The sequence below is a fragment of the Paraburkholderia domus genome (assembly GCF_905220705.1).
Taxonomy (GTDB): Bacteria; Pseudomonadota; Gammaproteobacteria; order Burkholderiales; family Burkholderiaceae; genus Paraburkholderia; species Paraburkholderia domus.
Genome location: NZ_CAJNAT010000007.1, coordinates 163,879 through 182,056, shown reverse-complemented (window position 1 = coordinate 182,056; position 18,178 = coordinate 163,879). Strand labels below are relative to the sequence as shown.

General features: G+C 62.4%; 15 protein-coding genes. 13 read left to right on the top strand and 2 right to left on the bottom strand.

Features of this window, described 5'->3' with window-relative positions; translation table 11 throughout:
* Positions 1-4: 4 nt before the first annotated feature.
* From KHO31_RS15625 to KHO31_RS15595, 7 genes are all read left to right on the top strand, one after another.
* Positions 5-727, top strand: coding sequence for a MotA/TolQ/ExbB proton channel family protein (locus KHO31_RS15625; RefSeq protein WP_201076628.1), 723 nt, complete (start codon positions 5-7; stop codon positions 725-727).
* A gap of 24 nt (positions 728-751) precedes the next feature.
* A complete protein-coding gene (locus tag KHO31_RS15620) occupies positions 752-1,189 on the top strand; it encodes an ExbD/TolR family protein (RefSeq protein WP_201076626.1) in 438 nt (145 codons plus the stop codon).
* 184 nt (positions 1,190-1,373) lie between these two features.
* Entirely contained in the window at positions 1,374-3,965 is a 2,592-nt protein-coding gene (leuS, locus tag KHO31_RS15615) for a leucine--tRNA ligase (RefSeq protein ID WP_201076625.1), read from the top strand.
* Between the two features lie 91 nt (positions 3,966-4,056).
* On the top strand, positions 4,057-4,608 hold the full coding sequence (locus tag KHO31_RS15610) for an LPS-assembly lipoprotein LptE (protein WP_201076617.1): 552 nt from the start codon (positions 4,057-4,059) through the stop codon (positions 4,606-4,608).
* Positions 4,609-4,692: 84 nt separating this feature from the next.
* Positions 4,693-5,811 (top strand): DNA polymerase III subunit delta, encoded by a 1,119-nt coding sequence (gene holA, locus KHO31_RS15605; protein ID WP_201076615.1) that lies wholly within the window; start codon positions 4,693-4,695, stop codon positions 5,809-5,811.
* A gap of 289 nt (positions 5,812-6,100) precedes the next feature.
* The gene (locus KHO31_RS15600; RefSeq protein ID WP_201076916.1) at positions 6,101-7,372 is read left to right on the top strand and encodes a glutamate-5-semialdehyde dehydrogenase; all 1,272 of its coding nucleotides are present in this window, start codon (positions 6,101-6,103) and stop codon (positions 7,370-7,372) included.
* 128 nt (positions 7,373-7,500) lie between these two features.
* Positions 7,501-7,917: a CopD family protein gene (locus KHO31_RS15595; protein ID WP_054034510.1), complete on the top strand. Its 417-nt coding sequence runs from the start codon at positions 7,501-7,503 to the stop codon at positions 7,915-7,917.
* A gap of 174 nt (positions 7,918-8,091) precedes the next feature.
* Here KHO31_RS15595 and KHO31_RS15590 read toward each other — a convergent pair whose 3' ends face one another.
* Positions 8,092-8,937: a MurR/RpiR family transcriptional regulator gene (locus KHO31_RS15590; RefSeq protein WP_201076613.1), complete on the bottom strand. Its 846-nt coding sequence runs from the start codon at positions 8,935-8,937 to the stop codon at positions 8,092-8,094.
* A gap of 292 nt (positions 8,938-9,229) precedes the next feature.
* Between KHO31_RS15590 and edd the strand changes: the two genes are divergently transcribed.
* The 4 genes from edd to KHO31_RS15570 all read left to right on the top strand — a co-directional run bounded on the left by edd (position 9,230) and on the right by KHO31_RS15570 (position 13,942).
* Positions 9,230-11,146, top strand: a complete 1,917-nt coding sequence (gene edd, locus KHO31_RS15585; RefSeq protein ID WP_201076611.1) for a phosphogluconate dehydratase — start codon at positions 9,230-9,232, stop codon at positions 11,144-11,146.
* A gap of 2 nt (positions 11,147-11,148) precedes the next feature.
* Positions 11,149-11,790 carry a bifunctional 4-hydroxy-2-oxoglutarate aldolase/2-dehydro-3-deoxy-phosphogluconate aldolase gene (gene eda / locus KHO31_RS15580; protein ID WP_201076609.1) on the top strand — a complete coding sequence of 214 codons (642 nt, stop codon included), beginning with the start codon at positions 11,149-11,151 and terminating at the stop codon, positions 11,788-11,790.
* 252 nt (positions 11,791-12,042) lie between these two features.
* Positions 12,043-13,428 carry a GntP family permease gene (locus tag KHO31_RS15575; protein ID WP_201084755.1) on the top strand — a complete coding sequence of 462 codons (1,386 nt, stop codon included), beginning with the start codon at positions 12,043-12,045 and terminating at the stop codon, positions 13,426-13,428.
* A 10-nt stretch (positions 13,429-13,438) separates the two neighbouring features.
* Complete coding sequence (locus tag KHO31_RS15570; RefSeq protein WP_201076605.1) at positions 13,439-13,942, top strand: gluconokinase; 504 nt, start codon at positions 13,439-13,441, stop codon at positions 13,940-13,942.
* A gap of 91 nt (positions 13,943-14,033) precedes the next feature.
* On the opposite strand, the gene purB is transcribed toward KHO31_RS15570, so the two are convergent.
* Positions 14,034-15,422 (bottom strand): adenylosuccinate lyase, encoded by a 1,389-nt coding sequence (purB, locus tag KHO31_RS15565; protein ID WP_201084754.1) that lies wholly within the window; start codon positions 15,420-15,422, stop codon positions 14,034-14,036.
* A 266-nt stretch (positions 15,423-15,688) separates the two neighbouring features.
* Here purB and KHO31_RS15560 point away from each other — a divergent pair, with 266 nt between their 5' ends.
* The gene (locus KHO31_RS15560; protein WP_201108361.1) at positions 15,689-16,651 is read left to right on the top strand and encodes a LysR family transcriptional regulator; all 963 of its coding nucleotides are present in this window, start codon (positions 15,689-15,691) and stop codon (positions 16,649-16,651) included.
* 138 nt (positions 16,652-16,789) lie between these two features.
* On the top strand, positions 16,790-18,103 hold the full coding sequence (locus KHO31_RS15555; RefSeq protein WP_201121962.1) for a Glu/Leu/Phe/Val family dehydrogenase: 1,314 nt from the start codon (positions 16,790-16,792) through the stop codon (positions 18,101-18,103).
* Positions 18,104-18,178: the final 75 nt, after the last annotated feature.

The following is an 18,178-nucleotide window of genomic DNA, read 5'->3' as shown; positions in this document are numbered from 1 at the left end:
TCAGATGGCAGGCGGCAGCGGCATCATCCATTACCTGGAAACAAGCGACGCGATCACACATGGCGTCGCGTATGTGCTGCTGGCTATGTCGATTGCGAGCTGGTGCTTTCTGATCGTCAAAAGCTGGATTCTCACGCGCGCCAAACGTCAGGCCACGCCGGCCATTGCGCAGTTCTGGCAGGCATCGACGCTGTCGGACGGCGTCGCGGCATTGAAGCGCGTGGACCGCGAGCGCGTCTTTACGCCGCTCGCCGAGGCCGCGCTGCATGCAGCCGAAGTGGACATTCCCGGCGTGCTGCTCGCGCGCGTCGAGCGTAGCGAGCGGGTGCTGCGGGCATTGCGCCAGGCGCTCAACGCGTCGCAGCGGCGGCTCGAGTTCGGCCAGGTGCTGCTGGCCTCGGTGGGCAGCACGGCGCCGTTCGTCGGCCTGCTCGGCACCGTTTGGGGCATCTATCACGCGCTCGGCAGCATCGCGGCGAGCGGTCAGGCGCAGATTGAAAACGTTGCGGGTCCGGTCGGCGAGGCGCTGATCATGACGGCCTTCGGCCTGGTGGTCGCGATTCCGGCGGTGCTCGCCTATAACGTGCTCGGGCGGATGGTGCGGCAGTTGTCGGAGGAACTCGACGGCTTTGCGCACGATCTGCATGCCTATGTGTGCGCGCCGGCGGATCAGCCACGGTCCCAGTCGCAGCAAGCCCAGGCCCGGACCCCTCAGACGCACCGCTGAGTCTGGAAGACAGAAGGAGGCGATATGGCATTCGGCGGACTCGAGAAAAAGCAGACGGCCGCGCCGATGGCCGAGATCAACATGACGCCGTTGATCGACGTGATGCTAGTGCTGCTGGTGATTTTTATCATTACGGCACCTTTATTCACGCACGCGATCCGGCTCGATCTGCCCAAAGTCGCAGCAGCGCCCGCGCGGCAAACGCCGCAAACCATTTCTCTTTCAATCGATGCCGCCGGCAAGCTGTACTGGAACGGCACCGTCATCACGCTGCAGCAGATGCGCGCGCGATTCGTGGAAGCAGGCAAAGAGGCGCAGGCCGATCAGCCGGAGATCCAGCTGAGCGCCGAGCGCTCGACGCGCTACGAAGTCATCGCGCAGGTGATGGGCGCGGCGCAACAGGCCGGGCTCGAGCGGATCGGCTTCGTAACCGACCCGCCGCCGCCGGGCGCGAAGCCATAGCGGCGCTAGCGATACCTCGCCCGCGCGGGCGCAACCCGTCGCTCCCGTGCACCACGCCACGCGGCGCACCCGTCCGCGAACGGTATAATCAGCCCTTTCCCCCGCTGAAGGGGAAACGACGCCATTTCATCCAGCAGAGCACCAGGTCCGGTGCGAAAGCACCGAACCCAGCGATCCCATCACCATGCACGAAAAATACGTTCCCACCGACGTCGAAGCCGCCGCGCAAGGGCAATGGCGCGCCATCGACGCCTACAAAACGTCGGAAACCACCGACAAACCCAAGTTCTATTGCGTTTCGATGCTGCCGTACCCGTCGGGCAAGCTGCACATGGGCCACGTGCGGAACTACACGATCAACGACGTGATGTACCGCTATCTGCGGATGAACGGCTACAACGTGCTGATGCCGATGGGTTGGGACGCGTTCGGCATGCCGGCGGAAAACGCGGCGATGGCCAACAACGTGCCGCCCGCGCAGTGGACCTACGACAACATCGCTTACATGAAGAAGCAGATGCAGTCGATGGGCCTCGCGATCGACTGGTCGCGCGAAGTCGCGACCTGCAGCCCCGATTACTACAAGTGGAATCAGTGGCTGTTCCTGAAGATGCTTGAAAAGGGCATCGCGTACAAGAAAACCGGCACCGTCAACTGGGACCCGGTCGATCAGACCGTGCTCGCCAACGAGCAGGTGATCGACGGCCGCGGCTGGCGTTCGGGCGCGCTGATCGAAAAGCGCGAAATCCCGATGTACTACATGCGCATCACGCAGTACGCGGATGAATTGCTGAACGACCTCGAAGGCCTCGGCTGGCCTGAGCGCGTCAAGATCATGCAGCAGAACTGGATCGGCAAGAGCTTCGGCGTGAACTTCGGTTTCCCGTATGAGATCGACGGCGAACAGAAGCTGTTGCGCGTGTTCACCACGCGCGCCGACACGATCATGGGCGTGACCTTCTGCGCGATCGCCGCCGAGCATCCGCTTGCCACCCGTCTCGCACAAGACAAGCCGGAATTGCAGGCCTTCATCGAAGAATGCAAGCGCGGCGGTGTCGCCGAAGCCGACATGGCGACGATGGAAAAGAAGGGCATGGCCACCGGCTTCTACGTCACGCATCCGCTGACGCAGGAACAGGTCGAAGTGTGGATCGGCAACTACGTGCTGATGAGCTACGGCGAGGGCGCGGTGATGGGCGTGCCTTCACACGACGAACGCGACTTTGCGTTCGCGAAGAAATACGGTCTGCCGATCAAGCAGGTGGTCGCCCTTGAAGGCAAGGAATACTCGACCGAAGCCTGGCAAGAATGGTACGGCGACAAGGACGGCACGCTGGTCAACAGTGGCAAGTACGACGGCCTCAATTACACGGAAGCGGTCGACCAGATCGCCGCCGATCTGAAGGAACTCGGCCTCGGCGACAAGCAGATCACGTGGCGCTTGCGTGACTGGGGCGTGTCGCGCCAGCGTTACTGGGGCACGCCGATTCCGATCATCCACTGCCCGACGTGCGGCGACGTGCCGGTGCCGGAAAAGGATCTGCCGGTTGTGCTGCCGGAAGATCTGGTGCCGGACGGCACGGGAAATCCGCTCGCGAAGTCCGAGGCGTTTGTGAACTGCACCTGCCCGACCTGCGGCGGTGCGGCCAAACGCGAAACCGACACGATGGATACCTTCGTCGATTCGTCCTGGTACTTCTACCGCTATGCGGCGCCCGACGCGAAGACCATGGTCGACGAGCGCACCGATTACTGGGCGCCGATGGACCAGTACATCGGTGGTATCGAACACGCGATTCTGCACCTCTTGTACTCGCGCTTCTGGGCGAAGGTGATGCGCGACATGGGTTTGATCAAGTTCGGTGAGCCGGCCAAGAACCTGCTCACGCAGGGCATGGTGCTCAACGAAACTTATTACCGCGAAAGCGAAGCGGGTAAGAAGACCTGGTACAACCCGGCAGATGTCACCGTCTCGTTCGACGACAAAGGCCGCCCGGTCGGCGCGGTGTTGAATTCGGACGGCCAGCCGGTGGTGCTCGGCGGCGTCGAGAAAATGTCGAAGTCGAAGAACAATGGCGTCGATCCGCAATTGCTGATCGATCAACACGGCGCGGATACCGCGCGTCTTTTCGTGATGTTCGCCGCACCGCCCGAGCAGCAGCTCGAATGGTCGGGGTCGGGCGTGGAGGGCGCAAGCCGCTTCCTGCGCCGCGTGTGGAGCTTCGGTCATACGAATGAAGCAGCGCTGCGCGCAGGCGGCAAGTTTGACGCCGCGCAACTCGGCGAAGTCGACAAGGTGTTGCGCCGCGAGATCTACAGCGTGCTGAAGCAGGCCGACTTCGACTACCAGCGTTTGCAGTACAACACGGTGGTGTCGGCGACGATGAAGATGCTCAACGCGCTCGACAGCGCGAAGGGCGCACAACCAGCGGTGCTGCGCGAGACCTACAGCGTGCTGCTGCGCGTGCTGTATCCGGTCGTGCCGCATCAGACGTTCCAGTTGTGGCAGGAACTTGGTTACGCCGACGAATTCGGCTCGCTGCTTGACGCGGCGTGGCCGAAGGTCGACGAACAGGCGCTGGAACAGGCCGAAATCGAGCTCGTGCTGCAGGTGAACGGCAAGGTGCGCGGCGCGCTGACGGTGGCGAAGGACGCCACCCGTGAAGCAATCGAACAGCTTGCGGCGGCTCATGAAGTCGTTGCGAAGTTCGGCGAAGGCAAGGCCCCGAAGAAGATCGTCGTGGTGCCGGGCCGTCTCGTGAACGTGGTCGTTTGACGGCGCACGACTACATGACAGCAGACAGGACGCTGCCGCGCGCGGCTGCGCTTGTCTGCGTTGCGGAATCTACTGCGAACCAGGAGCCAATGTGACTCGCAGAACGTTATTGACGCTTGCGTGCAGCGTGCTGATGTTGTCCGCCTGCGGCTTCCAGCTGCGCGGCCAGCAGGATTACGCATTCAAACGACTCTATATCGCCGGCGGTTCGGCAGCGGCTGGCGCGCGGCTGACTCGCCTTGTGCAGGGCGGCAGCGACACGGTGGTGGTCAGTTCCGTCGCGAATGCCGACGCAAGGTTGCAGATCACTGAAGATCGCGGCGTCAGCACGCTAACGCTGAATTCGCTCGGTGTCGTCGAAGAGTATGCGATCAATTTCTCGATGGCCTACACCTTGGTCGGCAAGGACGGCACGGTGCTGATTCCGCCGAGCGTGATCGCGCTAAACCGCGCGATGACCTACAGCGACCAGTACTCGCAGGCCAAGGCTACTGAAGCCGACATTCTCTTCGCGGACATGGAAAGCGACGCGATCGACCAGCTTACGCGCCGCCTGTCGCTGGTGCGCTCGCTGCATCCGGCGCCGGATCAGCAGGTGCCGGGGGTTGCGCCACGCGCGCCGTTGCCGCCGCCGCCGCTGTGAGCGTTGTGCTGTGTCCTTGTTTAGCTTGCTGCACGTGCTCATGCACTCGCTCATGCACTCGATTAACCTCGCCGATCGTTAGCCATGCAACTGCGACTTGACGCGCTCGAAGCGCATCTCGCCAAGGGACTCGCCGGACTGTACGTCGTGTACGGCGACGAGCACCTGCTCGCGCAGGAAGCGAGCGACCGGATTCGCGCAACGGCGCGTGCGGCCGGTTTTACCGACCGCTCAGTGTTCACTGTCGAGCGCGGTTTCGACTGGAGTTCGCTGCTCGGCGCGAGTCAATCGATGTCGCTGTTTGGCGACAAACAACTGGTCGAATTGCGGATTCCGTCGGGTAAGCCGGGCAAGGAAGGTGCGGATGCGCTGAAAGCGCTCGCTGCGGCCGTGAATCCCGACGTGCTGACCATGATCACGTTGCCGCGTCTCGACTCGGCCACGCAGAAAGCCGCATGGTTCGCCGCGCTGTCCGATGCCGGCGTCGCGTTGAAAATCGATCCGGTCGAGCGTGCGCAGTTGCCGAACTGGGTCGGTCAGCGTCTTGCGGCTCAGGGCCAGCGGGTCGCTGCCGGCGAGGAAGGACGGCGTGCGTTGGCGTTCATCGCCGAGCGTGTGGAAGGCAATCTGCTCGCCGCGCATCAGGAAATTCAGAAGCTCGGGCTGCTCTATCCGGCCGGCTCGTTGAGCTTCGACCAGATTCAGGATGCCGTGTTGAACGTCGCCCGTTATGACGTTTTCAAGCTGAACGAGGCGATGCTCGCGGGCGATGTCGGCCGTTTGTCGCGCATGCTCGATGGCTTGCGGGGTGAAGGCGAGGCTGCCGTGCTGGTGCTGTGGGCGGTGGTCGAAGAAGTGCGCACGCTGTTGCGGATCAAGCGCGGCGTCGCGGCGGGCAAGCCGCTCGCGATGCTGGTGCGCGAGAACCGCGTGTGGGGGCCGCGAGAGCGGTTGATTGGGCCGGCGCTGTCGCGCGTCACTGAAGCGGCGCTGGAGAAGGGCCTGGCTCTTGCTGCGAAGCTCGACCGTCAGGTAAAGGGGCTGTCCGGCGGCACACCGGGTAATCACCGCAACGATCCCCCGCCTGATCCATGGAATGGCTTGTTCGAACTGGCGATGATGGTGGCTTCACCGGCGAAGTCCGCGCCGGTGAAGCCGCCAGTGAGGCCAGGTCCAGCAGCGCCAGTGCGCAGGCCAGTTTGAGCAGGCTGGTCCGGGTTGTCTCTTGCGTGGTTTCGCCGAGCGAGCCGCGCAACGAGCCGCGCCAGAAGCGTACGAGCGGGTTGCAAGCACCGTCGGGCTGACCGGAAAAGGTCTCGCAGTGAGTGCGACTATGCCGGGTTCTCCGCGTCGCCCAACGCCCACAGCAGGCTCCGCCGGCTGATCCCGCATCAAGCAAGCTGCCGCAACCCGTCTTACAATCGTTTGATCTTTCGCTAATTCTGCCTGTCCGCCGCATGTCAAAGACGTGCGCGGCATCATGAGAATCACCATGGATATCGACCAGTACATGACCGACCTCGGCCGCCGCGCCCGCCACGCTTCGCGTGCGATGGCGCGGGCGTCGACGGCTGCAAAGAACGCTGCGCTGGAAGCAGTGGCGCGCGCGATTGAACGCGACGCCGCGCTGCTGAAGGAAGCCAACGCGCGTGACGTCGCCCGGGCTCGCGATAAGGGCCTCGATGCCGCTTTCATCGACCGTCTGACGCTTTCGGACAAGGCGCTGAAGACGATGGTGGAGGGCTTGCGCCAGGTTGCCGCGCTGCCCGATCAGATCGGCGAGATCAGCAATCTGAAATACCGGCCGAGCGGTATCCAGGTCGGCCAGATGCGCGTGCCGCTCGGTGTGATCGGGATCATTTACGAATCGCGTCCGAACGTGACGATCGACGCCGCAGCGCTCTGCCTGAAGTCCGGCAACGCGACGATCCTGCGCGGCGGTTCGGAAGCGCTCGAATGCAACACGGCATTGGCGAAACTGATCGGCGAAGGGCTGGAGACGGCAGGTCTGCCGCAGGACGCGGTCCAGGTGGTGGCCACCGCTGATCGCGCAGCGGTCGGCGCGCTGATCACCATGACGGAATTCGTCGATGTGATCGTGCCGCGCGGCGGCAAGAGCCTGATCGCGCGTCTGATGGAAGAAGCGCGCGTGCCAATGATCAAGCATCTTGACGGCATCTGCCACGTGTATGTCGACGATCGTGCGGATCTCACCAAGGCGCTGACCGTCTGCGACAACGCGAAGACGCACCGCTACGGCACCTGCAATACGATGGAAACGCTGCTGGTCGCGCGTGGCATTGCGGCGGAAGTGTTGCCGCCACTCGGCAAGCTGTACCACAGCAAGGAAGTCGAGCTTCGCGTTGACGCCGCCGCGCGCGCGGTGTTGTCGGCGGCTGGCGTGGGTCCGCTCGTCGATGCTACCGAAGAAGACTGGCGCACCGAATATCTCGCGCCGGTGCTCGCGATCAAGGTGGTCGACGGTATCGATGCGGCTATCGAGCACATCAACACGTACAGCTCCGCGCATACCGACGCGATCGTCACCGAAGACCATGACCGCGCGATGCGCTTCCTGCGTGAGGTCGATTCGGCAAGCGTGATGGTCAACGCATCGACGCGTTTCGCGGACGGCTTCGAATTCGGACTCGGCGCGGAAATCGGTATTTCGAATGACAAGCTGCACGCGCGCGGACCGGTGGGGCTGGAAGGGCTGACGTCATTGAAGTACGTCGTATTGGGACACGGCGAAGGCCGGCAGTAAGGCCACCGCCACATCGTAGTGAATTGGCGCGAATCCGCTGAGGGCCTGCATGCGTCGTTAGCGCGGCGGGGCGCCACCTGCTTTGCGCAATGCGCAAGAAACGCCAACAAGTCGCAAAAGGACTGCTGATGCTTTGGGTAAAAACGTTTCACATCGTTCTGATTGCCTCTTGGTTCGCCGGCCTGTTCTATCTGCCGCGCATCTTCGTCAATCTGGCGATGGAAACGGAGCCCGCCGCGACGGCCCGTCTTTTAACGATGGCGCGCAAGCTGTTTCGCTTCATGACGTTCATCGCGGTGCCGGCGCTCGCTTGCGGGCTGTGGCTTTGGCTGGCCGTGGGTATAGGGCGCGGGCAGGGCTGGATTCACGCGAAGGTCGGCGTGGTGGTGTTGCTGATCATCTATCACGCGTATTGTGGCGTGCTGCTGCGGACCTTCGAGCGAGGCGAGAACCGTCGCTCGGATAAGTGGTATCGGATGTTCAATGAACTGCCGGTGCTGGGAATGCTGGCGGCGGTTGCTTTGGTTGTAATCAAGCCGTTTTAATAGATTGGAATATTCCCCCTGACCGCTGCGCGCGGTGGCAAAGCAAAAAAATGGGCTCCTATATCGGAGCCCGTCTTTTTTTGCATGAGGAGGAGTAAGGCCGTCGGCGTCAGATTCTTTATGTAGCGCCGATGCGAACTTTGAAAGTTCAGTCCGGATAGGACGTGCGGCACGTCACGTTCGCGGATCAATCCTTCGCCGAGTAATCACTTCCTTCGCCTGCGCCATTTTTTCCACCAGCTCCGGTCCGCGGCTCAGCGCCACGCCAACCGCCAGAATATCGCCGATCGCCAGATGCGAGACGCGCGATGTCATCGGCGAAAAGATGTCCGTGTCTTCGTCGACGTTGGCGAACAGGCCGACCGTCGCGAGCCGCGCTAATGGCGAATTGCCGTGTGTGATCGCAATCACTTTGGCGCCCGCGGCCAACGCCGACTTCACCGCATCCACAATATCGCGCGTACGGCCCGTGTTCGAAATCGCCACCACGACGTCTCCTCCGCCCAGCAAAGCCGCCGACATCAGGAACGTGTGCGGGTCCGAATAGGCAACGCTCGGCATGCCCAGGCGAAAGAACTTGTGCTGCACGTCGAGCGCAGCAATGCCCGATCCGCCCGCGCCATAAAACTCGATGCGCCGCGCTTGCGCCAGCAGCGCGATCGCCGCCGCCACGCTATCCGAAGAAAGATTATTGCGCACCTGGATCAGCGCGCCGATGGTCCGGTCGAGCACCTTTGCGGCGACACCTGGCGCCGGCTCGTCAGGCCGCACGTCACGGTAGACGGCGGGTACTTCCGCTGCAATGCCCTGAGCCAGCCGAATCTTGAATTCGCGAAAGCCCGAAAAGCCGAGCGCATGACAGAACCGCGCGATGGTCGGCTGGCTCACGCCGGCCCGCGCGGCCACCTCGGTCATCGAGAGATCGAGGACTTCGCGAGGCGCTTCGATTACGTAATCGGCCAGCTTGCGTTCGGACGGCCGCAACTGGTCGCGCATCTCTTCCACCTGGGACAGCATCATAGGAAAACTCGCACTATGCTGGAGAATGCGTGGACTATATCTGATTGCTGGAAAAGCTACAAAAACTACATATCGAGCGCTAGGTGTATTCCCTAAGCTTTGGTCCGCATGTCGCCAAGGTAAAGCCAGTAAGGCGATGCGGCCTTTAAAAGATGCCGCGATGCAGCAGGAGTCGTGATTGCGATCATGTAGTTTTTCTACTAAGATTGCGTCGTCGACTGATCCGACATTCCCGCGATACCTACCTGGCATAGTGCGCGCACGCCCCCACGCCAGCGACGAAGGAGCTCCGATGGTTTCCCCGCATTCGCAATTGTTGAAGGTCACGCAACGCGTGGTCGAGCGCAGTAAGCCCACTCGCGAGGCTTATCTGGCCCGTATCGAACACGCGCAGGGCAAATTCCCGGCGCGCGGCGCGCTCTCCTGTGCCAACCTGGCCCACGGCTTCGCCGGTCTCGAAGGCAACGACAAGCTCGTCATCAAGCAGATTCGTCAGCCGAACATCGGCATCGTGTCGTCGTATAACGAAATGCTGTCCGCGCACGCGCCGTACAAAAACTACCCCGACATCATCAAAGAAGCCGCGCGTGAAAACGGCGGTGTTGCGCAATTCGCGGGCGGCGTACCGGCCATGTGTGACGGCGTCACGCAAGGCAACGCAGGCATGGAACTGTCGCTGTTCTCGCGCGAAGTGATCGCGATGAGCACGGCGGTCGCGCTCACGCACAACATGTTCGACGCGGCGCTGTGCCTTGGCATCTGCGACAAGATCGTGCCGGGTCTGCTGATCGGCGCGTTGCAATTCGGCCATCTGCCGACCATCTTCGTGCCGGCCGGCCCGATGGGCAGCGGTCTGTCGAACGACGACAAAGCCAAGACGCGCCAACTATTTGCCACTGGCCAGTGCGGTCGCGACGCGCTGCTCGAAGCGGAAGCCGCCGCGTATCACAGCCAGGGCACCTGCACGTTCTACGGCACCGCGAACAGCAACCAGATGCTGATGGAAGTGATGGGATTGCATCTGCCGAGTTCTGCGTTCGTGCATCCGCATACGCCCCTGCGCGACGCGCTGACGGCTCAAGCCGCGCGCCGCGTGCTCGATCTGACCGTGGACCGCGGCAATTACATGCCGATCGGCCATGTGGTCGACGAGAAAGCGATCGTCAACGGCATCGTCGCATTGCTGGCGACGGGTGGTTCGACCAATCACACGTTGCATCTGGTCGCGATCGCGCGTGCGGCCGGCATTGTGATCGACTGGGACGATTTCGACACGCTGTCGCAAGCCGTGCCGCTGCTCGCCAAGATCTACCCGAATGGCAAGGCCGACGTGAACCACTTCCACGCTGCGGGTGGCGTCGCGTTCCTGGTCCGTAATCTGCTGGAAGGCGGCTTGCTGCATGAAGACGTGAACACTGTCGCGGGCAAGGGTCTCCACCACTACACGGAAGAGCCGAAGCTGCTCGACGGCAAGCTGCAATGGGTGTCGGGCACTGAAAAGAGCGAAGACACAGCGGTACTGCGAGGCATCAAGGAGCCGTTCCAGCCGGACGGCGGCTTGCGTCTGATGCAGGGCAAACTCGGCCGCGGTGTGATCAAGATTTCGGCGGTTGCAGCGCAGCATCGCAAGGTGAAGGCGCCGGCCATCGTGTTCGATTCACAGGAAGCAGTGCAGGCCGCATTTGACAACGGCGAGTTGAAGCGCGATTTCATCGCCGTGGTGCGCTTCCAGGGTGCCCGCGCAAACGGCATGCCTGAGCTGCATCGTTTGACGCCGTTGCTCGGTGTGTTGCAGGATCAAGGTTTCCACGTTGCTTTGGTCACCGACGGACGCATGTCCGGCGCGTCGGGCAAGGTGCCGGCGGTGATCCACCTGTCGCCGGAAGCCTTGTTGCAGGGCCCGATCGGTAAAGTTCGCACGGGCGACATGCTGGTGATCGATGCGGACGCCGGCGTGCTCGACATCGAAATCGATGCAGCTGAATGGGCGGCGCGGCCGGAAGCGTTGCCGCAGCACCAGGCGGAGAACGAAGTCGGCTTCGGCCGCGAATTGTTCGGCGTGTTCCGCGCGGCGGCCGCGCCAGCGGAGCAAGGTGCCTCGGTGTTCGGTCCGATGGTCGGCGAACGCCATGCGCACCACGGCGGACAAGCCCAGAAACACACAAGCACCACTCAAGCCAGCCAAGAGCTGCAGAAACAAGGAGTCTGACTATGACGGCGAAAACAGTAAGCGATATCGTGCGCCTCGGCCCGGTGATTCCGGTGCTCGCGTTCGACTCGGTCGAACAGGGCGAACACGTTTCGCGCGCGCTGCATGCCGGCGGCGTGAAGGTGCTCGAAATCACGCTGCGCACGGCTGCAGGGCTCGGAGCGATTGAACGCGCGAGTCAGTTGGCCGAAGACATTGTGGTCGGTGTCGGCACGATCACGAAGCCAGAGCATTGTTTCCAGGCGAAGAAAGCGGGCGCGCAGTTCGGCGTGTCGCCAGGTCTGACGAAAGACATGCACAAGGCCGCCCAGGATGCGGGTTTGCCGCTACTGCCGGGCGTGATGACGCCGAGCGACATCATTGCCGCGCTCGAACTCGGCTACGAGATCGTCAAGTTTTTCCCGGCGCAACAGGCGGGCGGCGTGCCGATGCTGCAAGCCTTCTATGGCCCGTTTCCGACACTGAAATTCTGCCCAACGGGCGGCATCACGGCCGAAAGCGCCATCAATTTCCTCGCACAACCGAACGTCGTGTGCGTGGGCGGTTCGTGGCTCACGCCGAAGGCAGCACTCGCGGCGCAAAACTGGGACGAAGTCACGCGCCTCGCACGTGCCGCCAGTGAGTTGGCCGCGCCTGCCCACTGAGTTGAAACGGCACACTTTTTAACCGGCTAGCAGAATCCGGCATCAGGAGCCCCGTCGATACAGTCTTCCAGGCTGTCGCGGCGGGGCTCTTTTTTCGGCGTGCACGCCGGTTTCGCGCGCCTTGAACGACGACAAACAGTAGAATTCAGCGACCGTGCGGTTGGCCGGGTTTCGAGGCCGCCGCAGGCCGCTGCGAGACAGGGCGCCAGCCGCCTTCCGCACCTAGAATCAATAACGCAAAGGAGGAGCTTCATGGAAGCTGTCCACGGCAGTACGCTGCTGGTCTTCGCGGTGATCGCCATCGCACTTCTGATCTTGCTGATCACCCGCTACAAGGTTTACCCGTTCCTCGTCCTGATCATCGTTTCGCTGCTGCTGGGTCTCGCATCCGGCATGCCGATCGGCACGATCGTCAAATCGTTCGAAACCGGCAACGGCAACACGCTCGGCCACATTGCGATCGTGGTCGGCCTTGGCACCATGCTCGGCAAAATGATGGCCGAATCGGGCGGCGCGGAGCGCATCGCGACCACGCTGATCGACAAGTTCGGTGAGAAGAACATTCACTGGGCGATGATGGTCGTGGCGATCATCGTCGGCTTGCCGGTGTTTTTTGAAGTCGGCTTCGTGCTGCTGATTCCGATTGCGTTCAACGTCGCCAAGCGCACCAACAAATCGTTGCTGCTGGTCGGCTTGCCAATGGTCGCGGGTCTGTCCGTCGTGCATGGTTTGATTCCGCCGCACCCGGCCGCGATGCTCGCGGTGCAGGCGTATCACGCCGACATCGGCAAGACGATTGCGTACGGGCTGATGGTGGGGGTGCCGACGGCGATTGTCGCCGGTCCGCTGTTCGCGCTGCTGATCAGCCGGTATATCAAGCTACCGGAGAACAATCCGCTCGCCGCGCAATTCCTCGGCCACGGTGACGATGCGCAAAATAACGCGAAGAGCGCGGCGCCGAAGCGCGAACTGCCGAGCTTCGGTGTCACGTTGTTCACGATCCTCTTGCCTGTGATTCTGATGCTGATCGGCAGTTGGGCCGACCTCGTCTCCACGCCGAAGACCTTGCCGAACGATCTGCTGCATTTTGTCGGCAATTCGGACGTGGCATTGTTGATCGCCGTGCTGGTCAGCTTCTGGACCTTTGGTGCGAGCCGCGGCTTCACGCGTGAGCAGATCCAGAAGTTCTGTGGCGAATGTCTCGCACCGATCGCGGGCATCACGCTGATCGTTGGCGCGGGCGGTGGTTTCGGGCGCGTATTGATGGATAGCGGCATTTCGAAGGAAATCGTCGCCGTCGCGACGGCCATGCACCTGTCACCTCTGCTGTTCGGCTGGCTGGTAGCCGCGCTGATTCGTTTGGCAACGGGTTCGGCGACGGTCGCCATGACCACCGCCTGCGGCATCGTCGCGCCAATCACAGCGGCTAGCGGCGTGCAGGTCACGCCGGAATTGCTGGTGCTCGCCACCGGTTCGGGCTCGCTGATTTTCTCGCACGTCAACGACGGCGGTTTCTGGCTGATCAAGGAATACTTCGGTATGACGGTGGGGCAGACCTTCAAGACATGGTCGCTCCTCGAAACCATCATCTCGCTGATGGGCTTGGGTTTGACTTTCGCGCTCGCGACGGTCGTGTAAGGAGTTTTTGATGATTCTGATCGCAATGGGCGTGTCGGGCGCCGGCAAAACGAGGATTGGCGAAATGCTGGCGGAACGCCTGCACTGCGCATTCACCGACGGCGACGCATTTCACAGTGCTGCCAACAAGGAGAAAATGCACCACGGCATTCCGCTTACCGACGAAGACCGTTGGCCGTGGCTGCAAACCATCCGTGCTGCGATCGAAGAGAAGCAGCGGGCGGGTGAGAAGGCGGTGTTCACGTGTTCGTCGCTGAAGCGTTCGTACCGTGATGTTCTGCGTGGCGGCAGCAGCGCTGACAAGGACGTGTGCTTCGTCTATCTGAAGGGTTCCTTCGAAGTGCTACGCGGGCGGCTGACCACGCGCACCGGTCACTTCTTCGATCCATCGCTGCTGCAAAGCCAGCTCGATACGCTCGAAGAGCCGGGTCCGGACGAGGCGATCACGGTGAGCATCGAACTGTCGCCGGAAGAAATCGTCGACGAGGTGTTGAAGCAGATGACGCTGCGGTGAGTTCCTGGCTCACGCGTTGAGAATGAAAAAAGGCGCTCACGTTTGTGAGCGCCTTTTTCATACCTGAAGCCAGCGAGGCAATCAGCGAGCGTTAAGCGATCCGCTTAGCCAGTTCGACCGCCTTGCCGATATACGAACCCGGCGTCATGGCGAGCAAACGATCCTTCGCATCTTGCGGAATCGCCAGACCGCTCACGAACATTTGCAGCGCTTCACGCGTGATGCCCTTGCCGCGCGTCAGTTCCTTCAACTGCTCGTACGGGTTCTCGATGCCGTAACGGCGCATGACCGTTTGCACCGGCTCGGCCAGCACTTCCCAGCAGTTGTCGAGGTCTTCGTTCAGGCGCTGTGCATTCACTTCGAGCTTGTCCAGACCGCGGATCAGCGAGTCGTACGCAAGCAGCGAGTAGCCGAACGCGACGCCGATATTGCGCAACACCGTTGAGTCGGTCAGATCGCGCTGCCAGCGCGAAATCGGCAGCTTGTCAGCGAGGTGGCGCAGCGTTGCATTGGCCAGACCGAGATTGCCTTCGGAGTTTTCGAAGTCGATCGGGTTGACCTTGTGCGGCATCGTCGACGAACCGATTTCGCCGGCCTTCGTACGCTGCTTGAAGTAGCCGACCGAGATGTAGCCCCACACGTCGCGGTCCAGATCCAGCAGGATCGTGTTGGCGCGCGACACGGCGTCGAACAGTTCGGCCATGTAGTCGTGCGGCTCGATCTGGATCGTGTACGGATTGAACGTGAGCTTCAGACGCTGTTCGACCACTTCGCGCGAGAACGCTTCCCAGTCGAATTCCGGATACGCGGACAGGTGCGCGTTGAAGTTGCCGACCGCGCCGTTCATCTTGCCCAGCAGTTCGACCTTCGCGATGCGGTCGATCGCGCGTTCCAGACGCGCGGCGACGTTGGCGATTTCCTTGCCGAGCGTGGTCGGGCTGGCCGGCTGGCCGTGCGTGCGCGACAGCATCGGCTGTTCGGCGTGGGCATGAGCGAGCGCGACTAGACGCTGATGTACCGAGCGCAGCGCCGGCAGAATCACGTGTTCACGCGCGCCGGCGAGCATCAGGCCGTGCGACGTGTTGTTGATGTCCTCAGACGTGCAGGCGAAGTGAATGAACTCGCTCGCGCGCTCCAGTTCTTCCTGACCCTTGACCGATTCCTTCAGCCAGTACTCGACCGCTTTCACGTCGTGATTCGTCACGCGTTCGATGTCCTTGATGCGCGCGGCGTCGTGCGCGGTGAAGCGCTCGGCCAGTTGCAGCAGGAATTGCTCGGACGCTTCGGAAAAGCGCGGTACTTCGGCGAAACCGGCGTGCGAGAGCGCGATCAGCCAGTGGATTTCAACCGTCACGCGATTGCGCATGAAAGCGGCTTCCGAGAGCCATTCGCGCAGGGCTTCGGTTTTCGAGGCGTAACGGCCGTCGAGCGGGGAGAGCGCGTTCAGCGCGAACAGGGTGTCGGGGCGGGTGTCGGACATGATGGGGGCGTGAGCGCTCAGGAGGCGGATCGGGAACGGAGGGAACCGCGAATTTTACCACTGTGCGGCGTGCTGGCCGAAGTTGGCGGCGATCTCGGCGACGATCGAACCGGTGCGGGGCGTGCGCGCCTCGCCTGTCGTTCCGGCGCGCCGATTTCGCACGGTTCTCTGCACGCGGGTTCTGTGCAGGCCAGGCGAGGAACCCCACGTCCCGGTCGCGCCGCTAGAATGCTGACTTCCTCCCTCCCGCTGGCAGCAGGCTTCGCATGGAACTGAAATGGCTCGAAGACTTCGTTTCGCTCGCGGAAACGCGTAGTTTCAGCCGTTCGGCCGAATCGCGCCACGTCACGCAGCCGGCGTTTTCGCGACGGATTCAGGCCTTGGAAGCGTGGCTGGGCACGGAACTGATCGATCGTTCGGTTTATCCGACGCGGCTGACGGCGGCAGGCCAGGTGTTCTACGAGCAGGCGCTCGCCATGCTGTCGCAGTTCCACGAGGCGCGTGCTCTGCTGCGCGGGCACACGGCGACGCCGCAGGCGACCATCGAGTTCGCGGTGCCGCACACGCTGTCGCTGACGTACTTCCCGCGCTGGCTGCAGCGCATCGAAGCGCAGATGGGCCCGATCCATACCCGGCTGCGGGCGTTGAACGTGCACGATGCGGCTTTGGCGCTGGTGGAAGGCGGCTGCGATCTGATGATGGCCTATCACCATCCGAGCCATCCCATTGCGCTCGATCCGGCGCGCTATGACATGCTCACGCTCGGCAACGAGCCGATCAGCCCGTTCTCGGCGCCGGGCCGGGCCGGGCGCCCCCGGCACACGCTGCCGGGTACAGCCGAAACGCCCACGCCCTATCTGACCTACACACCGAACGCGTACCTCGGGCGCATGACCGAAGTGATCCTCGCTAATGCGCCGGAGCGCCTGTACCTCGACCGCCTGTACGAAACCGACATGGCCGAGGGGCTCAAGGCGATGGCGCTGGCCGGTCATGGGATCGCCTTCCTGCCCTACAGCGCGGTGGAAGAGGCGGTCGCCGACGGCAAGCTGATCCGGCTCGATCGCGCCACGCGTGGCACGCCCGAGGGGCAGCTGACGCTGACCATGGAGATCCGCCTCTATCGCGACAAGCTGGCCGCGAAAGGCGACGATGCGCGGCAGATACTCGTGCGGCAGTTGTGGGACGTAGTGTCGGAGGAGTTGGCGCATGGCGCAGGCGCTGCCTGAAAACCTGCGTCCCCACGACGCAAATTTGCAGCTTCTTAACGGTTATGCAAAAAAAACATAATCGGATAAGGAAACGGCATTGGATTTCGAAACGGCGTTTTTCGACAATGCTGTCACTCGATCAACGCCGGAGCGTTCATGTCATCCCAGCAACAAGCCGCACAAACCGCATCAACGTTGCAGTCCGTTCCCTCCTACCTGAATAAAGACGACCTCGGCCCGTGGGGCAACTACCTGCGTCAGGTCGACCGCGTCGCGCCGTACCTCGGCTCGCTGTCCCGCTGGCTCGAAACCCTGAAGCGCCCGAAGCGCATTCTGATCGTCGATGTGCCTATCGAACTCGATAACGGCACGGTCGCGCACTTCGAAGGCTATCGCGTGCAGCACAACGTGTCGCGCGGTCCGGGTAAGGGTGGCGTGCGTTATCACCAGGACGTGACGCTGTCGGAAGTGATGGCGCTGTCGGCGTGGATGTCGGTGAAGAACGCTGCTGTGAACGTGCCGTACGGCGGCGCGAAGGGCGGTATCCGTGTCGACCCGCGTACGCTGTCGCGTGGCGAGTTGGAGCGCGTGACGCGCCGCTACACCAGCGAAATCGGCATCATCATCGGACCGAATACCGACATCCCCGCGCCGGACGTGAACACGAACGAGCAGATCATGGCGTGGATGATGGACACGTACTCGATGAACCAGGGCCAAACGGCTACGGGCGTCGTGACGGGCAAGCCGATCGCGCTGGGTGGTTCGCTGGGCCGCCGTGAGGCGACGGGCCGTGGCGTGTTCGTGGTGGCTTCCGAAGCCGCACGCCGCATCGGTGTCGACATCGAAGGCGCCCGGATTGCAGTGCAAGGTTTCGGTAACGTGGGCGGTATTGCCGCACGTCTGTTCCAGGAAGCGGGCTCGAAGCTGGTCGCCGTGCAGGATCACACCGGCTCGCTGTACAAGTCGACCGGTATCGATGCTGTCGCGCTGGCGGATTACGTGGCGAAGAACGGTGGCGTGGGTGGTTTCCCGGAAGCCGATGCAGTCACGAACGAAGAATTCTGGACGGTTGAATCGGACATCCTGATTCCGGCCGCGCTGGAAAACCAGATCACCGAAAAGAACGCCGGCAAGATCAAGACGAAGATCGTCGTGGAAGGCGCCAACGGCCCGACCACCACGGCAGCGGACGACATTCTGCACGACCGCGGCATCCTCGTGATTCCGGACGTCGTGGCCAACGCCGGCGGCGTGACGGTGTCGTACTTCGAGTGGGTGCAGGACTTCTCGAGCTTCTTCTGGACTGAAGACGAGATCAACCAGCGCCTTGAGCGCGTGATGCGCGAAGCATTTGCTGCCGTATGGCAAGTGTCGAGCGAACAGAAGGTGTCCGTGCGGACCGCGGCGTTTATCGTCGCGTGTAAGCGGATTCTCGAAGCGCGCGAATTGCGCGGCCTGTATCCTTGATCTAGCGGTGTGAAACAGCCGGTCCGCGACCTCGCGGGCCACTGCAAAAACTTGCTTCAACGTGGTCCACAAGAC